This is a genomic window from Thioclava arctica, from assembly GCF_040892615.1.
GTDB classification, from domain to species: Bacteria; Pseudomonadota; Alphaproteobacteria; order Rhodobacterales; family Rhodobacteraceae; genus Thioclava; species Thioclava arctica.
Genome location: NZ_JBFRYC010000026.1, coordinates 1 through 16,132, shown reverse-complemented (window position 1 = coordinate 16,132; position 16,132 = coordinate 1). Strand labels below are relative to the sequence as shown.

Sequence of the window (16,132 nt, the reverse complement as noted above, 5' to 3'; positions counted from 1 at the left end):
CTCCGGCTACGACATAAAAAGATCGATGATCTGATACCCCGTGCGCTCGCCATCCGACCTCGGTGCCCAGTAGTCTTGCGCGTCTCGGCGCTGTTCGATGGCGTCAACCAGATCGTCAGGTATGATGCAGATTGGTTTCGCGACGCCTTGATAGACAAGGGAATAAAACACTGCATTCCCGGACGGAAGTCGCGCGACAAGCCCGTCAAATATGACAAACGCCGCTACAAAAGGCGCAACCGGATCGAAATCATGTTCGGTCGTCTGAAAGACTGGCGTAGGATATCCACCCGATGCAACCGTTGTCCCAAGGTATTCCTATCTGCCATCGCTCTCGCGGCAACCGTCCTGTTTTGGCTCTAAGTTAATGAGTCTGGAGCCTAAGGCGTGGCAGTGTTGATACCTTTTTTGCGCTCAGCTTGAGAGAAGGATGCAAGTCGTGTCAGCGCCACTTAGGTCGCGGCGCATTGGTAATAGTCGCGACGAGGTAGAGCTAAATGTTCGCCGTTTGGGCCCATCAAGAACTTGGCAATAACGACTCGACACCTCACAATGCGATATTGAGCGCCTTAGCAACCCTTTGGCGAGCGCAGGTGGATCCAAACGGGGTATAGGCAAGGAATGGTTCAGCGAAATCAGCAAACGCCGGGCGAACAATTCGGCAGCGCAAAAGAACCTTCCCCACCGGACGCTAGGGTGGCGGATGGACGTCTTTTTCTATCTGGCAGCCTGCTGATCGACAGTGTCGCGACACTGGAGCGGCGAGCACAAGGCGCGAGCGCTATTGATATTGCACAAGTCGGCCATATGGACACTGCAGGCGCGTGGTACATTGTCGACATGCAAACACGTCTGTCGAGCGCAGGCGCAGACGTGCCAATCTACGGTGCCAACGAGACGCAACAGCAGTTGATCGCGCTCGTGCGCCGCAACATGCCACCCGATGACGCAGCGCTTGCAAAGCCTCTCACGCTGGTGGACCGGGTCGAGGTCTTTGGCCGCAAGACTGCCGCCAGCGCGCGCATCGCCGTCGAATTAACCAGCTTTCTGGGGCAGGTTATCGCCTCGTTGGGGGCGATGGTGATCCATCCGCGCCGCTTGCGCCTGACGTCACTTGTGCATCACATGCAAGAGGTCGGCTGGAACGCGATCCCTATCGTGGCGCTGATGTCATTTCTGATCGGTGTGGTGCTGGCCTTTCAGGGGTCCGTCCAGTTGCGCCAGTTCGGAGCCGAAGTTTTTGTCGTGGATCTCATCGCCATCTCGGTCCTGCGTGAACTGGGGATATTACTGACCTCCATCATCGTGGCGGGGCGGTCGGGGTCGGCCTATACCGCAGCCATTGGCTCCATGAAAATGCGCGAAGAGGTCGACGCGATGCGCACTCTTGGCCTCGATCCGATCGACATTCTCGTGGTGCCGCGCGTTCTGGCGCTCATGCTGATGCTGCCGGTCCTTGGATTGATCTCGGACATATCGGGACTTCTGGGTGGTGCTATGATGTCTTGGATTGAATTGGGCGTGTCACCTGCGGTCTTTCAGGCACGGCTGGTCAGCAATACGGACGTCTGGCACTTTCTGGTCGGCATGATCAAGGCACCGTTCTTTGCCATGATCATCGGCATCATCGGTTGCTACGAGGGGTTGAAAGTTGGCGGAAACGCAGAGTCCCTCGGGCGGCTGACATCGACCTCGGTGGTCCTGTCGATCTTTATGGTGATCGTGGCCGATGCCATGTTCTCTGTGGTTTTCGCACTGATAGGAATATAATGAACGACGCAGAGCCCATCATAAAAGTGCGCGGTCTGGTTAAGGGGTTTGGTAGCCATCTGGTGCATGACGGCCTTGATCTGGACGTGCGCCGGGGCGAGATCATCGGCATTGTTGGCGGATCTGGAACAGGCAAATCCGTGCTGCTGCAACAGATCGTTGGACTGCTAAAGCCTGATGGCGGCACCATCGAAGTGTTGGGCCAAAGTGTCGAGAACACGTTGCCTGAAGAGTATAGCCAATTACGCCGTCGCTGGGGCGTGATGTTTCAAGACGGTGCGCTGTTTTCGTCATTGACCGTGCGCCAGAACGTCGAAGCGCCGATGCGCGAGCAACTGGACCTGCCGGACGAGCTGCGCGAGACGCTGGCTGGTATCAAGGTGCGTATGGTCGGGCTGGAAGAGGTTGCACAAACCAAGTTCCCGTCCGAGCTTTCAGGCGGAATGCGCAAGCGGGCAGGTTTTGCCCGTGCGATCGCGCTCGACCCAGAAATTGTGTTTCTGGACGAGCCGACGGCAGGGTTGGATCCCATCGGCGCGGCGGCGTTCGACACGCTGATCCGCCAGTTGCAGGCGGCGCTGGGGCTGACGGTGTTTCTGGTGACGCATGATCTGGATTCTCTGCATGCGATCTGCGACCGTATCGCCGTGCTGGCCGAGAAGAAGGTGCTAGCAGTAGGCACAATGGCCGAACTGATGAAGATCGACCACCCTTGGGTGCACGAGTATTTCCACGGCCCTCGTGCGCGCGCGGCTTTTGCAACCGAACAAGATTAAAAGGCGCTGTGATGGAAACCCGTGCGAATTACATCCTGATTGGCGCCTTCACTCTCTTGGGCATCATCGGCAGCTTGGCATTTGCCGTGTGGCTGTCCAGCGTGCAGTTGAACCGGCAATACGCGTATTACGGCATCCTCTTTGACGATGTTTCAGGGCTGGCGTCTTCGGGCGACGTGGTCTTCAACGGTATTGGCGTGGGGCGCGTGATCGACGTTCATATCTACGATCCCGACCCGTCTAAGGTCTATGTCGGCATTGAGGTCGATGCGACTACGCCGGTGCGCGAGGACACAGTGGCGCAGCTTAGCTCGTCAGGGGTGACCGGAGTGGCCTATATCTCACTCAGAAACAGCAGCGCCAACGCGCCGCCTCTGATATCGCCCGACGGCACGCCACCCATAATCCCCTCGCGGCGCTCTAGCGTGCAACAACTGGTTGAGGACGCGCCCGATCTGATCACCGAAGCGACCAATCTGCTAAGACAGTTCCAGCAGATCGCAGGGCCGGAAAATCAAGAATATGTCCAGAATATCCTAGCAAATCTCAGCCAGGCATCTGACGGGCTGGATCGGGCGCTAAGTGATTTTTCGGACATCACCAAGACCGTTGCCGATACGACGACGCAGATATCGGGGTTTAGCGCGCGTCTGGATACCCTTGGCACAGCGGCCGAGACGACGCTTGGCAATGCTGACCAGACGCTGGCCTCTGCCACTGGCGCGTTCGACTCCGCCAAGGCGGCCATCAATACGACGGGCACAGCCATCGACAGCGCCAGCGCCGCCTTTGCCGAGGCCGAGACCCTTATGCGCGAGCAGGTGCCCGAAGTCATCGGACAGATTTCGCAAACGGTCGATGCGCTGAACAAGGCTGTGGCAGACATCTCGGCGCGCTCGGCCGGGACGCTCGACGGGTTTGACGAGACGGCTGATCTGTTAAATGCGCGGCTGCAGGAGCTGGAGCAAACCCTGGCTGATGCTAGCACGTCTTTCGGCGCCGTGACCGATGCCTCAAACACCCTCAACACGCTGGTTTCAGGCGATGGTACGCAGATGGTGTCGGACGCGCGCGCGGTCTTGGCAAGCGCGCAATCCGCGCTTGCCAAGATTGAGACGGTCATCGACGAAGATGTGCCTGCTGTCGTCGAAAGCATCCGCAGTGCCGTGTCATCGGCATCCGTCGCTGTGGACACTGCCGCACGCGATCTGACAGAGTTCACCGATGGGTTACACCCCCTCACAAGCGACACACGCACCGCCGTAAAAGCCGCCACGGACCTAATTGAGCGGGCAAACATCACGCTGGAAAGCATAAACGGATCGTTGGCGGTTGCGGATCGCACGCTTGTCTCTGCGGAGAAGGCCTTCAACAGCGCGGATGAGGTGATCTCGACCGATCTGGGGCCGGTGCTGTCCGACATTCGTACGGCGACGGACCTGATCGGAGGCGCGGCCCAAAAGATTTCGGACGACCTGCCGCAGATCACCAACAAGCTGCGCGCGTTGATCGAGAGGACCGATAAGGCCGTCGCACAAATCCAGACCACCGTCAGCGATGCCGCCCCCGGTATCCGCAATTTCACCGGCAGCGGCCTGAACGAGCTGGGCCGCCTCAGCAGCGAGGCGCGCGTATTGGTGCAATCGCTTGACAAACTGGTGCGCCGGATTGATCGAGAACCTGCACGTTTCCTTCTTGACGAACGCGTGCCCGAATACCGGAGATGACATGATGCAGCCCCTAACCCTCAGCCGCCGAGCCGCAATGTTGGGCGCCGCTGCCAGCCTTAGCGGCTGTAGCGCCCTGTCGTCGATAAATGCGGCCGCTACGCCGTTGGCTACTTACGATCTGTCGCCCGCCACCACATCGACGTCGGGCCGCAGATCGGGGCGCACATTGCTGGTGGCACTACCCAACGCGTCCGCCGCGATTTCAAGCGACCGGATCATGGTAAAGCCCTCGGCCGCCTCGGTCACCTATTTGCCTGATGCCCGCTGGTCCGACGACCTACCGGCACTGGTGCAATCGCTACTGGTCCGCTCGATTGCGGGAACGGGGCGGATGGGTTACGTCGGCCCCAGCAAGGCCGGGCCGGTGCCTGAACTCGCCCTTTTGACCCGTATCGACGCCTTCAATGTAGCGATCGCTGGCGATACCCTGACCGCAAAGATTGACATGAGTCTGACGCTGATCAGCGATAGGGATCAAAGCGTCATCAAAACGAAAGTGTTCCGCGGTCAGATTGCCGCAGCCAATGAAGAGCCGGTTGCCGTCGTCGCGGCCTTTCAAGCGATACTCGACGCTCTTCTGCCGGAAATGGCGAACTGGGCAGCCGCAGCCTGACGGGCTGCCGGTATTTTGGGTCGTCCACGCAGTGACGCCATATCAAGACCGCAAGTTAGGTGCCCTTCAATCCCTACATGCCACATCGCGGACCCAAAGAGGCGGTCGGTGAACTCTTTGCCATAGCAGGTTGGGAATGACGCGCTGTTGAAGGTTATGGCCGCCTGCGCAGCCCCCAAAATTGTGCAGCAGGAGGTGAGCAGCCCCACTTGAGTGGTCCAAACTAAAAGTTAGTGCATGATCGGCCTTTGGTCCATCGTTACGATGGCCTCAGGCGCAGGTGGGCGATACCAGAGCCTTCTCCAGCGGGGTTGCGGACACGCGCCTGTCTGCTTTATCCGTTCCTGATGTTGATCATTGCGGGTGCAGCGAAAGTCCGCAATCCTGAAGGTTTTTCGATGTGGGCCGCAGCGCGACGGTGGTGGCCATGAGATGGCGGCCCACGTTGACAAACCTCGGAAGGAGGAAGCCGCGGGGGGCTTGGATCACCCTATGGAGAAAGTGTGCTGGCGGTTGGGGCACCGTTTGTATCAGGGGGGCGGTCGAGTGTGCGCACGGCGCCTGAGACGGGCGCGAGTGCGTTCGATGCCCTCGTAACCGCTGAACGATTTGGCGTGATTGCCATCGTGTTTCGGGCCAAGGGAAGATGGGCACAGCCTGTCGTGACCGGATCTGCAGGGTGCAGCCGGTGGCGTTCCGTGCCATCTGACAGGCGGTGCGTCATGCGGCCTGCTCCCTTGGTGGTGCGCGCGACATCGGTTTTTGCCCACGCCTGAAGATCTCGACGATCCGCATGGGGCCACCGCAGCAAGGGCATGGTTCACGCAGGGTGAGTGGGATGATCTCGGCCTCGACACCTGTCGCGCCGGCGTGTTCCGGCCGCAGCACGCAAAGCAAGGCACGGATCTTCGTGATGTTGGCCTTGCGGGCCGAACTGGCCAGCAATCCGTAATGCCGGATGCGGTGGAATCCGTCGGGTAGCACATGGATCAGGAACCGTCGAATGAACTCGGGCGTGGCCAACCGCATCACCTTTTGTCGGCTACCCGATTTGATGCGGTAATCCTTCCAGCGGAAGGCGACGACCGCGGCGTCTGCGCTGACCAGACGGGCGTTCGAGATCGCCACCCGGTGGGTATATCGGCTCAGGTAGGCCAACACGGCCTCAGGACCGCCAAAGGGCAGTTTGGCATAAACCACCCACTCGGCCTTCCGGAACGGGGCGAGCCAGGCCTTGAAGGTATCAGCTACGGCCAACCTTTCGAGATCACCGAAGAAGGCCAGTTGCCCGGTCCGGTGCAGTTCCATGAGCCCGTCCAGAAACAGGCGCCTGAACAACCGCGACAGCACCCGCACATGGAGGAAGAATCCAGGGTGGCAGCCGACCCACCTTGTCCCGCCGGGCGACAGGCCGCCGCCGGGCACGATCATGTGTATGTGCGGATGATGCGTTAGCGCCGAGCCCCAAGTATGCAGCACGCTGGTCATACCGACCCGCGCGCCCATACGCTTGCGGTAGCCATATCAGCCATACTGGCGCGTCAATTCCATCATATCAGCGACCAAGCGTTCTTCGTCAGCACGCCCACGTGGCAATCGACGTTGTGTGGATCGGTGCTGGCCCAGAACGCGACAAACCCGTCGCTCTGAAACTTTGAACTGACTGCGAACATGATCGATGCAGGCCCGCCGACGCGAGGGGCTCAGAAGTTTCCCGATGCGGCCTCCCGTAGGATCAGCTTGTCCAGGGTCAGGTCAGAAACTGCACGTCGCAGGCGCTCGTTCTCTTTCTGTAGCCGCTTTAGCTCTTTGAGTTGTTCCGTGCCCATTCCACCATACTTCTTCTTCCAGCGGTAATAGGTTTGTTCAGTCACGCTGATCTGACGGATCGCGTCAATCCGGGGCATCCACGCCATCAACAGAGCCTGTCCGCGCTAGAGATTGCCTGACGGCCTAATTCAAGACTGCGGCAACGGCGCCGATAAGATTGAGTACTTCCTTGGTGTCGCGATCGACCTGATAAACGTAGTCACCAAGCCGATAATACGTCGAATTGGGATTCAGGCCAAAGCGGTCTGGATTTCTGATTAATACATAGTTGCCCTGGAGGCGGTCCCCACGTCCATAGATTTTCTTGGCTTGCCCCGGCGGCAGGCAACCATTGTGCTTTTTGGCGAGGCCGGGGGGGCAGCCTTTGTGCGAACCCGCCAGCGCGGACACCGGAGCAATGGTTATGAGAACGGCAATTAAGCTTGGGATAATCCTGCGCATCATTTACCCATTTGTGGAAATCAGATCTAGACTTGGAGCAACGGTTACCTCCTGCCAAGTCCTGATCTGTAGGAACGGCCAGAATCCGCCAAGCGCTTTGGCCGAAGTCAGTTTATTGGTTCGCGCCATCACCAAATGGTAGGAATGCGAATGCTGCAGTGCAGTGGCGGATTGACTAGTTGACGGCAGCTCAGGGTAGCTAGCCGCCTTGGGAACGTTTGACGCCGAACTGTCTCGCGCTGCATCGGACACGGCCATTTGATATCTGCTGGCTACTGGAAACCGTTTCGTCTCAACTTTTCGCGTTGATCCTGCAGGGTCAGCAACTGACGAAGTCAACTCCCTTCACCACAGGTAAAACAATCTTTCTATTTCCTTATCCCAAAATGCAAAAATAGTTTGTCATGCCTCCACTCCTCCTCTTGCGGGCTCGCCGTCGCGATCTTTCCTTGACCCAAGCAGCCGTTGCCTGCGCGACGGGGATCAGCATTCCGACTTTGCGCAACCTCGAACAGGGCAAAGGCAGCATCGAGTCGCTGTCGCGCACCCTGCCCTACCTGCAGCTCCGGTGGTCCTGGTTTTATGACATTGAGGCCGGGCCGGACCTTGTGCGGCGGCGGCGAATGCGCGGGCTCAGCCAGCGGGCGCTAGCGGAGAGGGTCGGGTGCTCACGGCCGACGATCATCGCGATCGAGCGAGACCTGACCGGCAGGGTCGAGACGTTGCTGCGCGTTCTTTCGGTCCTCGGGATCCGTCAGGCCCTTCGTCCTGAGCCAGCACCTGGGCGGCCCGGTCTAATTCCGGCAACCAACGATCCCGCCCGCGACCTAGTAATGACGCCCCCTGATCTGGCGGCCAAGATCATCGCGCATTTCGCAGACCGGATGTCCGGACATGTGCTCGACCCGGCGCGGTGCGCAGGCGCGTTTCTCGACCAGTTTCCCGATCATGTCGAATCCGCCTTGGTCGAAGATCCGCAGCTTCACCCTGTGACCGACCGTCCGCTGCATCTTGCGCGAAGGGCGGCTCAGGACCGAACGATGAGTCAGCACCACGAAACACTGAATCGCACACCATCGGCTATCGTTTGGCTCTCCTGCGTCAGTCAGCTTTCGCCGCTTCGGCCTCGCGCGCCTTCTCCAGCAGTTCCGCAACCACCGGATTCGGGAATCGGCGCTGCAAGGTCACGGCGAAGAAATCCTCGCCAATATCGAGATCGAAGGGCGCGGTCACCAGCAAGCCATCACGAAGCTCGTCCGCCAGAACGACCGCGGGCGTGATCGCGAGGCCCGCATCCTCCCGGGCGAGAAGACGGATCATCGCCATATCGTCGACCTCCGCCGCCACTTGCGGGCGCAGCCCGAGCCGCGTGATCAAACTGTCGAAGCCGGTGCGGATCGAACTGTCGGTCGGCAGGATCACAGGCTCCTCGCTCAGCATCTCCTCGAGAGTCGCATGCCGCAGCCGGTGCGGTGTGCCGTGAAGTAAGACTTTCTGCTCCGCGACGCGATGCGCGATGAAGCTCGAGAACACGTCACGGGCGGGCGGCTCGGTCGTCAGAACAACGTCGAGCACCATCGCCTGCAGCGCTTCGAACAGCACATTTGCACTGCCTGACCGCAGCACGATCTCCACATCCTGGCGGCCGAGTATCGGTGCGAGAAACCCGATCTGGAAGTTTCGCGAAAGCGTCGAGAGGGCGCCGATCCGCACCGTTTTCCGACCGGACGATGTCTGCCGCAGCGTCGCGGCAAGTTCTTCACCCGCTTCGAAAATCCGTTCCGAATAGTCCAGCGTGATATGCCCGACCTCGGTCAGGACCAACTGCCGTCCGCGCCGCTCGAACAACTGATGCCCGATCCGGGCCTCCAGAGTGCGAATCTGCGTCGAGAGCGCCGATTGCGAGACGTTCAGACGCTCCGCCGTGCGCGTCAGGTTTCCGTCCTTCGCGACCTCGTGGAAATAGCGCAGATGATGATAGTTCAGCTCCGACATCGTTCCATTAAACAGAATGATAATCCGCAAACAATGAATTTTTATTCAAGCTGATCCGTAGCTACCTCTCTCGGGAACGAAATGGAGGTTGCCATGTCTTATCTTCTATTGCTGCCGTCGGCGCTCTTGATCGCGGTCGGGGCAGATCTGCTTTTCCGCCCTGCGTCACGGGCCGGGGCGCGCCTGCGCGGGCCGGAGCTGGCCGCGGTGCTGGGACTGCTCGCGACGACGGGGGCTGCAGTGACGCTCGCGCTTTCAGGGCCAGCCACAAGCCCGCTCCTCGGTGTCGCAGGCATCGGGTTGTCGGCGCGCACCGACATCGTCAGCATCGCGCTTGCTCTGACCGTTGGTTTCGTCGGCTGGGTGGTGCTGCGCTTCTCGCGGGTCGGGCTCGATGGCGAGGCGCGGCAGAGCTGGTTCATGGGCTGGATGAGCCTGACGCTCGCCTTCGTGCTAGCGCTCGTGGTCTCGGGCAACCTGTTCCAGCTGGTCATCGCTTGGGTCGCAGTCGGCACAGGCCTGCATCGGCTCCTGCTCTTCTACCCCGACCGCCCCGGCGCGCAGCGGGCGGCACGGAAAAAATCGCTCAGCGGGTTGATCGCGAGCGGCGCCCTCCTGGTCGCGGTGAGCCTGCTCGCGCATGGCTTCGGAACCAGCGACATCGCGCGCATCCTCGAGACCGCGCGCGGCGGGCAAAGTCCGCAGACGCTCTGGCTCGCGGCGGCGCTTCTTGGGGTGTCGGCCGTGTTCAAATCAGCACTGATCCCGACCCATGGCTGGCTTACGGAAGTGATGGAGGCACCGACTCCGGTTTCGGCGCTGATGCATGCTGGCGTGGTCAATGCCGGAGGCTTCCTGCTGATCCGCTTCGCGGACGTGATGCTCGCAGCGCCTGGTGTCCTCGCGGTGCTGGCGCTGATCGGCGGGCTCAGCGCGCTGATCGCGGCGGCGGTGGCGACGACGCAATCGGCGGTGAAGACCTCTCTTGCATGGTCCACCTGCGCGCAGATGAGCTTCATGGTGCTGCAATGTGGACTGGCGCTGTTCCCGCTGGCGCTGCTGCATATCGTGGCGCATTCGCTCTACAAGGCGCATGCCTTCCTGTCCTCGGGCAGCGCGGTCGCAGCGGTAGCGCAGCAGCGCCGGCCCGGCCCGGTCGCTGTGCCGGGCGCCGGGGCGGTGCTGCGTGCCTTCGCGCTCTCGCTTGCGATCTATGGCGGGGCGCTCGCACTCTCCGGGCTCTGGCACAAGCCGCCACAGGCGATTGCGCTCGGTGCCATCCTCGTCTTCGGCGTCGCCTACCTGATCGCGCAGGGGCTGGCGGAGGCAGCGCCGTGGCCTCTGTTCTGGCGCACGACGCTGATGTCTCTGGGCGCGACCTTTGGCTATTTCTCGCTGCATTGGGGGGCGAATGCACTCTCGGCGGGAACCCTGCCGCCGCCACCCGCCGCCGATCCGCTGGTCTGGCTGGTGATGCTCCTGACCGTCGTGGGCTTCGGCCTCGCGGCCTGGGCGCAGGCGACCTTCCCGCTCTGGGGCAGCCATCCGGCTGCGGCGGGGCTGCGGGTTCACCTGATGAACGGTCTCTATCTCAATGCGCTCACCGATCGGTTGATCGGGCAGACACCCCTCAAGAAAGGTTAAGGCAATGAGCTTCCACAGCTATCAGTTTCCCGGCGCCACGCTGCAACTCTTCGCCGCCGCCGAAGATGCGTTGGCACAGATCCCGCCCGCCTTCGGCTTGGAGGCGACGGTTGCGGTGAACCCCTATCTGGGTCAGACCGCAGAGAGCCGCCTTCAGGCCGCGACCCGGCTGGCGCGGGTAGCGGGCGCGCGGATCACTGCCCCGAGCGAGGTGATCGCCGCGTGGTTCGAAGCCGGGCGCGTGACGGAGCAGGACATCGTCGCCGCCGCTGTCGAGGCCGGGCTCGATCCCGATCAGGTGCAAAAGGCGCTTCATGCCCCGTCCCCCGCCTATCGCCCCGATCCAACACTGGCCGATCTGGCGGCGCGGGAAACCGCGCACGACTGGCCCGCGCTGATCGCCGACCGGGTCGGTCTTTGGGCTGGCGGGCATTTCGACAAGGGGCAAGCGCTCTGGCCCGCACCGGGCGGATCGGCCTTCAAGGCGTGGCGGGCTTTCGCGTTGCGCGACCTGACGCCGGGCTTGCACGGACTGCGCGGCTTCTGCGCCTTCGTGGCGAGCCTGCCCACGGATCCACGTGCGGCCTTCGCGGAGCTGACGGGACGGCTTGATCTGAGCGCAGAGGCCGCGCCGCTCTACCTGCACCGGCTCGCGATGAGCCTTGGTGGCTGGGCGCAATATGCGCGCGGTCTGGGCTGGGCCGATGGGCTGAAGGGCGAACGCAACGCGCTGGGGTTCGAGATGCTGGTGATCCGGCTCGCATGGGAGGTGGCGCTGCTCGACTGCTTCGCCGACCAACTCGCCGCGCCCTGGGCACAGGCGCTGACAGATCACGCCGCGCCGCTGGAGCCGAGCCTCGATCTGCGCATCGATCTGGCCCTGCAGGAGGCTGCCGATCGGGCCGAGGAGCGGACCCTCGCGGACAAGCTTGCCGCCTCGGGTGGTCGGACTGGCGCACCGACGCTGGACATTCAGGCGATCTTCTGCATCGACGTGCGCTCCGAGCCCTTCCGGCGGGCGCTGGAATCCGCTGATCCGGGCGTGCAGACGCGTGGCTTCGCGGGGTTCTTCGGCCTGCCGGTCGCACATCGCGGGCTCGCCTCGGATCAGCGCGAGGCGCGGGCGCCGGTGCTGCTGGAGACGGCGCTCGACTCGCAGGTCGCGGTGAGCGGCAAGGCCGATCAGTCGGAACGGATCACCCGTCGCGCGACCCGCGCCTGGGGCCGCTTCAAGCTGGCCGCGGTCTCGTCCTTCGCCTTCGTGGAGGCGGCTGGGCCACTCTATCTCGGCAAGCTGTTCGGGTCGGCGATCGCGCAGAGCGCTTCCCCGCACCCCGAACCCGTGCCCGCACTCGACCTGCCCTCGGACGCGCGGATCGCACTCGCGGGCCGGGTGTTGCGGGCAATGTCGCTTACCTCCGATTTCGCGCCGGTGGTGCTGATCGCGGGGCATGGGGCGCATGTCACAAACGCGCCGCATGCGAGCGCCCTGCAATGCGGGGCTTGCGGCGGCCATGCGGGAGATGTGAACGCACGGCTTCTGGCCGAGCTTCTCAATGATCCGGTGGTGCGTAAGGGGCTGTCGCGGAACGGCATCGCGATCCCGCCTGAAACGCGCTTCCTCGCGGGGCTGCATGACACGGTCAGCGACGCGCTGCGCCTGTTCGACGAAGGGCTCGGCGCGGTGCCGCAGGCGCATCTGGCGCGACTGCAAGCAGCGCTCGCGAAGGCAGGCGAAATCGCACGGACGGCACGGGCGCAGGCCCTGCCCCGCGCGACTTCCGAGGCTGATTTGCCTCGGCGCGGCAAGGACTGGTCCGAGTTGCGGCCCGAATGGGGTCTGGCCGGGTGCCGCGCCTTCATCGTGGCGCCGCGGGCGCGCAGCCTGGGCCGTGATCTTGGCGGACGGGCCTTCCTGCACGATTACCATTGGCGGCAGGATGAAGGCTTCGCGACGCTGGAACTGATCCTGACCGCCCCCGCAGTTGTCACCAGCTGGATCGCGCTGCAATATCACGGCTCGGCCACCGCGCCCGAAGTGTTCGGGGCAGGCAACAAGCTGCTGCACAACGTGGTCGGCGGTATCGGCGTGTTTGAGGGCAATTGCGGCGATCTGCGGGTCGGCCTGCCGATGCAATCGCTTCATGACGGGGAACAGCTGCGCCATGATCCGCTACGGCTCTCGGTCGTCGTTGCAGCCCCGGCGGAGGCGATCTCCGGCGTGCTGGAGCGGCATCCGCAGCTTAAGACCCTGTTCGACAATGGCTGGCTGTCACTGCAGGCGATGGATGACGCGGGCCGAATCTGCGCGCGCTATGAACAGGGCGCGTGGATCGCGAGAGATCAGCCGCACGCGATCCGCGCCGCCTGAGCGCACACGTCGACGGATCAAAGAGCGGCCCTGCCCCCTCGTTGCGGCGCAAGGGGCGGGGCCGCGCGATTGTCGGTCTGCGAAGGGCCGGCCGGTCCACGTTCAGTAAAAGCCGATTTCCTTAACGTCGACGGAGGCTTCATAATCCTTGCCATAGGCAACGACGCCGATGGATTTGAGATCTTTCGCGCGAGGCTCAGCGCGCAGTATCCCGCCCGATGGCGTGAAAGCCGTGAAGGGCAGTCGAACCTCCGTCCAGCGTGCAGTCGCGTGAAAACGCGCCTGATAATATTGCCAGGGCAACAGCATCGTGCGGCTGCGCAGATGGACAAAGTAATCCTCGTCGTTGCCGCGCATGACGATCCGCACGCCGCGCGCGCCCTCTGGTGGCGCATCGAGTTTTATCTGCATCTGGATGAAACCACCGCGATTCTGCGTGCTGACCTTGCCGCTGAGGCGGGCGAAATACGTGGCGCCCTCGCGCTCGAAGCTGACCTGCCCCGTCGAGACGCCGCCCATCACCGTATCGGTGAAGACACGCCAGCGGGTCTCGGGGGGCATCGGTTCACCTCGGGCAGAGATCGTCGCGCCAAGCAGCATTGCGATCGTGAGCAGGGATTTGAGGGTCACGGGTATCCTCCAGCCTCAGGTTGCCGGGTCAAGAATGTCACGCGGCAATCGAAGCACGAGGGCGATCGCCACCAGTTTCAGCGCGCAGGGCACGAGCGCATAGCTGAAATTGAGCGCATCGAGCGCCGCCCTGCTGTTCTCGCCATCGGGCTGGTAGCCGAAATGCTGAAGCAGCGGCAGCACGGTCCCGGCGGCGATCGCCAGCGTCGCTTTGGCGCTGAAGTTCCAGATCCCGAATGCCTGCCCCGCCTGAAGCCCCGCACGCGACAGGGTGGCGGCAAAGAGCGCCGAGAGGATCACCATATCCGCGCCAAGCGCGATGCCCGAGCCGATGCAGATCGCCGCGAAGGACAACGCGGCGCCCGGCGGCAGGCTGAACGCGCCGATGAAGCTCACGATCGCGAGGATCATCGCAGCCAGGAGCACCCGGCGGGCGCCGACACGTCGGGCGAGACGCCCCCAGAGAGGCGCACTGGCTCCCGCGGCGATGAAGAACAGGATCAGGAAGGGACCGGCGAGATCCGGCAGGCCAAGCCGGTCTCCCACGAAGAACAGAAAAAGTGTCGATGTCACCGCCACAGGTAGGCTGTTGACGAAGGCCAGCAGCAAGAGCCAGCCCGCGCCGGACCCGATCAGCCCCCGCCAGTTCAGTCGCATGGACGCCGCTTGCGTCTTGCGCCACAGCGGCCGCGCCAGCACGATCGCGATCAGAGCCAGCAGGGCGATGAGCCAGCCGAACGCCACATAGCCATCTGCGTGCGCGGAGACGTTCGCAAGCAGCGTCGGCGCAATCGCCCCGAGAGTCACACCGATCAGAACACCCGTTTCGCGCCAACTCGCAAGGCTTAGCTGCGCCCGGGCCTGCCCCGTGCCCGCGAAGGCGGCGCTCTGGCCGTAGATCAGGATCGCCCCAAGGCTATAGCCCGTAAACGCCACGACCAGCCCACCGGTCAGCCAGAGCGCAGGATGTCCCTCCGGTAGCAGCGAAAAGACCGCCACGCAGCCCGCCGCGAGCAGCCCCATCGCAAGGACTGCGAAACCCGCTCGGAAACGCGCCCAGCGGTCTGTCACATATCCCAACAGCGGATCCTGCAGGAAATCCACGATCCGGATCAGCAGCAGGATCGCTCCGACTTGACCAAGCGACAGATCAAGTCGCGTGGCCGCGAAACTCGGCAGGTGGATATAAATCGGGATGCTTGCTGTGGCGAGCGCCATCGCGAGAAAGCCCACGCGCCAATAATCCTTTGACTGATCCATCAGCGCTGCGTTCATCGGACGCGCCGCCCCGTTAGCCTTACAAAGAGCCAGACGACACCGGGGCGCAGCTTCAGAAAGACGCGATAGGTCAGTTCGAGGAGGGTCTTGACGAGCGGCCACCGTGCGATGCGCGCCAGACCACGCCAGCGCGGAAGATGGGACCAAAGTTCGGCGAAAGCAGCAGCCCCCGAGACGAGATGCCCATCCTCTGCGCGGACGTGGAACTGAGCCAGCGCATCGGCCCGGCTCAGGCCGTCAGGCAGGGTCACGCCCGGCTCGGAGAGATCGACGAACGCCAGCGCCTCCGCGCCCGGCGTCTCCCGATAGAGACCGATCTCCGCGCGACACAAAGGACACCCTCCGTCATAGAAAACGGTCGCCTTGGAGGTATTGTGCATCGCGGAATGGCGCACGCTATCACCCATCTTCAGTTTGGTTGATGAGTGTTACGCGGTTTGACGATACGAGGATCTTTTTCCGGAGGGAGCTTCTCCAAAACACCCCGGCGAGAGCGCTCGCCATTGATCGTATACACAACTGCAGTCAACGCGCCTCCTACTCCCGGCAAGTCGTCGTTGCTCCGGGCTGGCATGCAGTGCGAACGGTGAGCATCGCTTTGGCAGTGCCGAGCCGTTTGACCGGAACATTATCCTCGGGAACGGGCCAAACGCGATCTTTAGTCCGAAATACTTCAGAGCTGATGGGGTGGATGGCTCCTGCTTCAACCGGCGTCGCAATGCGCCATACTGCAGGTGTCGATATCTGCTTATGAGAGGAGCCACCCCATGCAAGTTCCCACGATCGGCCTTGATTTGGCCAAGAACGTTTTCCAAGTTCACGGGATCACTCAAGGCGAAGAGGTCCCCTTCAACCGCCCTTTGAGACCGGCCCAGCTGTTGCCATTCTTTTCCAAGATCGAACCCTGCCTCATTGGCATGGAAGCTTGCAGCGGTGCGCACCACTGGGCGCGGGAGTTGACAGCGTTGGGTCATGAAGTCCGACTAATTCCGCCGATATATGTCAAACCATACGTCAAACGCGGTAAGTCAGATGCCATCGATGCGGCGGCCAT

Annotated in this window: 12 protein-coding genes and 5 pseudogenes; 10 read left to right on the top strand and 7 right to left on the bottom strand. The window is 62.4% G+C overall.

All coding sequences use genetic code 11. The annotated features are described in order from the left end of the window. The 5 genes from AB4874_RS19315 to AB4874_RS19295 form a co-directional block, all read left to right on the top strand. Window positions 1-363 (top strand): transposase (locus AB4874_RS19315; RefSeq protein WP_438273507.1); only part of this gene is annotated, 363 nt, incomplete at its 5' end. Window positions 364-696: 333 nt separating this feature from the next. Further along, window positions 697-1,770 (top strand): ABC transporter permease, encoded by a 1,074-nt coding sequence (locus AB4874_RS19310; RefSeq protein ID WP_368393228.1) that lies wholly within the window; start codon window positions 697-699, stop codon window positions 1,768-1,770. Next, window positions 1,770-2,546 (top strand): ABC transporter ATP-binding protein, encoded by a 777-nt coding sequence (locus AB4874_RS19305; RefSeq protein WP_368393227.1) that lies wholly within the window; start codon window positions 1,770-1,772, stop codon window positions 2,544-2,546. The genes AB4874_RS19310 and AB4874_RS19305 overlap by 1 nt, the downstream gene beginning before the upstream one ends. 11 nt (window positions 2,547-2,557) lie before the next feature. Beyond that, window positions 2,558-4,273, top strand: a complete 1,716-nt coding sequence (locus AB4874_RS19300) for an MlaD family protein (protein ID WP_368393226.1) — start codon at window positions 2,558-2,560, stop codon at window positions 4,271-4,273. A 1-nt stretch (window position 4,274) separates the two neighbouring features. Continuing rightward, window positions 4,275-4,889, top strand: a complete 615-nt coding sequence (locus tag AB4874_RS19295) for an ABC-type transport auxiliary lipoprotein family protein (RefSeq protein ID WP_368393225.1) — start codon at window positions 4,275-4,277, stop codon at window positions 4,887-4,889. A 747-nt stretch (window positions 4,890-5,636) separates the two neighbouring features. On the opposite strand, the pseudogene AB4874_RS19290 reads toward AB4874_RS19295, so the two are convergent. Continuing rightward, window positions 5,637-6,805 (bottom strand): annotated as a pseudogene (locus tag AB4874_RS19290) (IS91 family transposase); the annotation flags it as partial. A 37-nt stretch (window positions 6,806-6,842) separates the two neighbouring features. Next, window positions 6,843-7,160, bottom strand: coding sequence for an excinuclease ABC subunit A (locus AB4874_RS19285; protein ID WP_368393224.1), 318 nt, complete (start codon window positions 7,158-7,160; stop codon window positions 6,843-6,845). 404 nt (window positions 7,161-7,564) lie between these two features. On the opposite strand from AB4874_RS19285, the pseudogene AB4874_RS19280 reads away from it, so the two are divergent. Then, a pseudogene (locus tag AB4874_RS19280) lies at window positions 7,565-7,918 on the top strand (helix-turn-helix transcriptional regulator); the annotation flags it as partial. Window positions 7,919-7,987: 69 nt separating this feature from the next. Here AB4874_RS19280 and AB4874_RS19275 read toward each other — a convergent pair. Beyond that, on the bottom strand, window positions 7,988-8,110 hold the full coding sequence (locus AB4874_RS19275) for a hypothetical protein (RefSeq protein WP_368393229.1): 123 nt from the start codon (window positions 8,108-8,110) through the stop codon (window positions 7,988-7,990). 115 nt (window positions 8,111-8,225) lie between these two features. Between AB4874_RS19275 and AB4874_RS20135 the strand changes: the two are divergent. Further along, window positions 8,226-8,351 (top strand): annotated as a pseudogene (locus AB4874_RS20135) (hypothetical protein); the annotation flags it as partial. Here AB4874_RS20135 and AB4874_RS19270 read toward each other — a convergent pair. After that, window positions 8,295-9,155: pseudogene (locus AB4874_RS19270) on the bottom strand (LysR family transcriptional regulator); the annotation flags it as partial. The pseudogenes AB4874_RS20135 and AB4874_RS19270 sit on opposite strands and share 57 nt — an antisense overlap. A gap of 93 nt (window positions 9,156-9,248) precedes the next feature. Between AB4874_RS19270 and AB4874_RS19265 the strand changes: the two are divergent. Both AB4874_RS19265 and AB4874_RS19260 read left to right on the top strand, forming a co-directional pair. Continuing rightward, a complete protein-coding gene (locus AB4874_RS19265; protein WP_368393222.1) occupies window positions 9,249-10,799 on the top strand; it encodes a proton-conducting transporter transmembrane domain-containing protein in 1,551 nt (516 codons plus the stop codon). 4 nt (window positions 10,800-10,803) lie between these two features. Continuing rightward, on the top strand, window positions 10,804-13,170 hold the full coding sequence (locus tag AB4874_RS19260) for a YbcC family protein (protein WP_368393221.1): 2,367 nt from the start codon (window positions 10,804-10,806) through the stop codon (window positions 13,168-13,170). A gap of 102 nt (window positions 13,171-13,272) precedes the next feature. Here AB4874_RS19260 and AB4874_RS19255 read toward each other — a convergent pair whose 3' ends face one another. The 3 genes from AB4874_RS19255 to AB4874_RS19245 form a co-directional block, all read right to left on the bottom strand. Further along, a complete protein-coding gene (locus AB4874_RS19255) occupies window positions 13,273-13,731 on the bottom strand; it encodes a CIA30 family protein (protein ID WP_368393220.1) in 459 nt (152 codons plus the stop codon). Window positions 13,732-13,815: 84 nt separating this feature from the next. After that, window positions 13,816-15,075, bottom strand: a complete 1,260-nt coding sequence (locus AB4874_RS19250) for an MFS transporter (RefSeq protein ID WP_368393219.1) — start codon at window positions 15,073-15,075, stop codon at window positions 13,816-13,818. Further along, complete coding sequence (locus AB4874_RS19245) at window positions 15,072-15,485, bottom strand: thiol-disulfide oxidoreductase DCC family protein (protein WP_368393218.1); 414 nt, start codon at window positions 15,483-15,485, stop codon at window positions 15,072-15,074. The genes AB4874_RS19250 and AB4874_RS19245 overlap by 4 nt, the downstream gene beginning before the upstream one ends. A 360-nt stretch (window positions 15,486-15,845) precedes the next feature. On the opposite strand from AB4874_RS19245, the pseudogene AB4874_RS19240 reads away from it, so the two are divergent. Continuing rightward, window positions 15,846-16,132, top strand: a pseudogene (locus tag AB4874_RS19240) (IS110 family transposase); the annotation flags it as partial.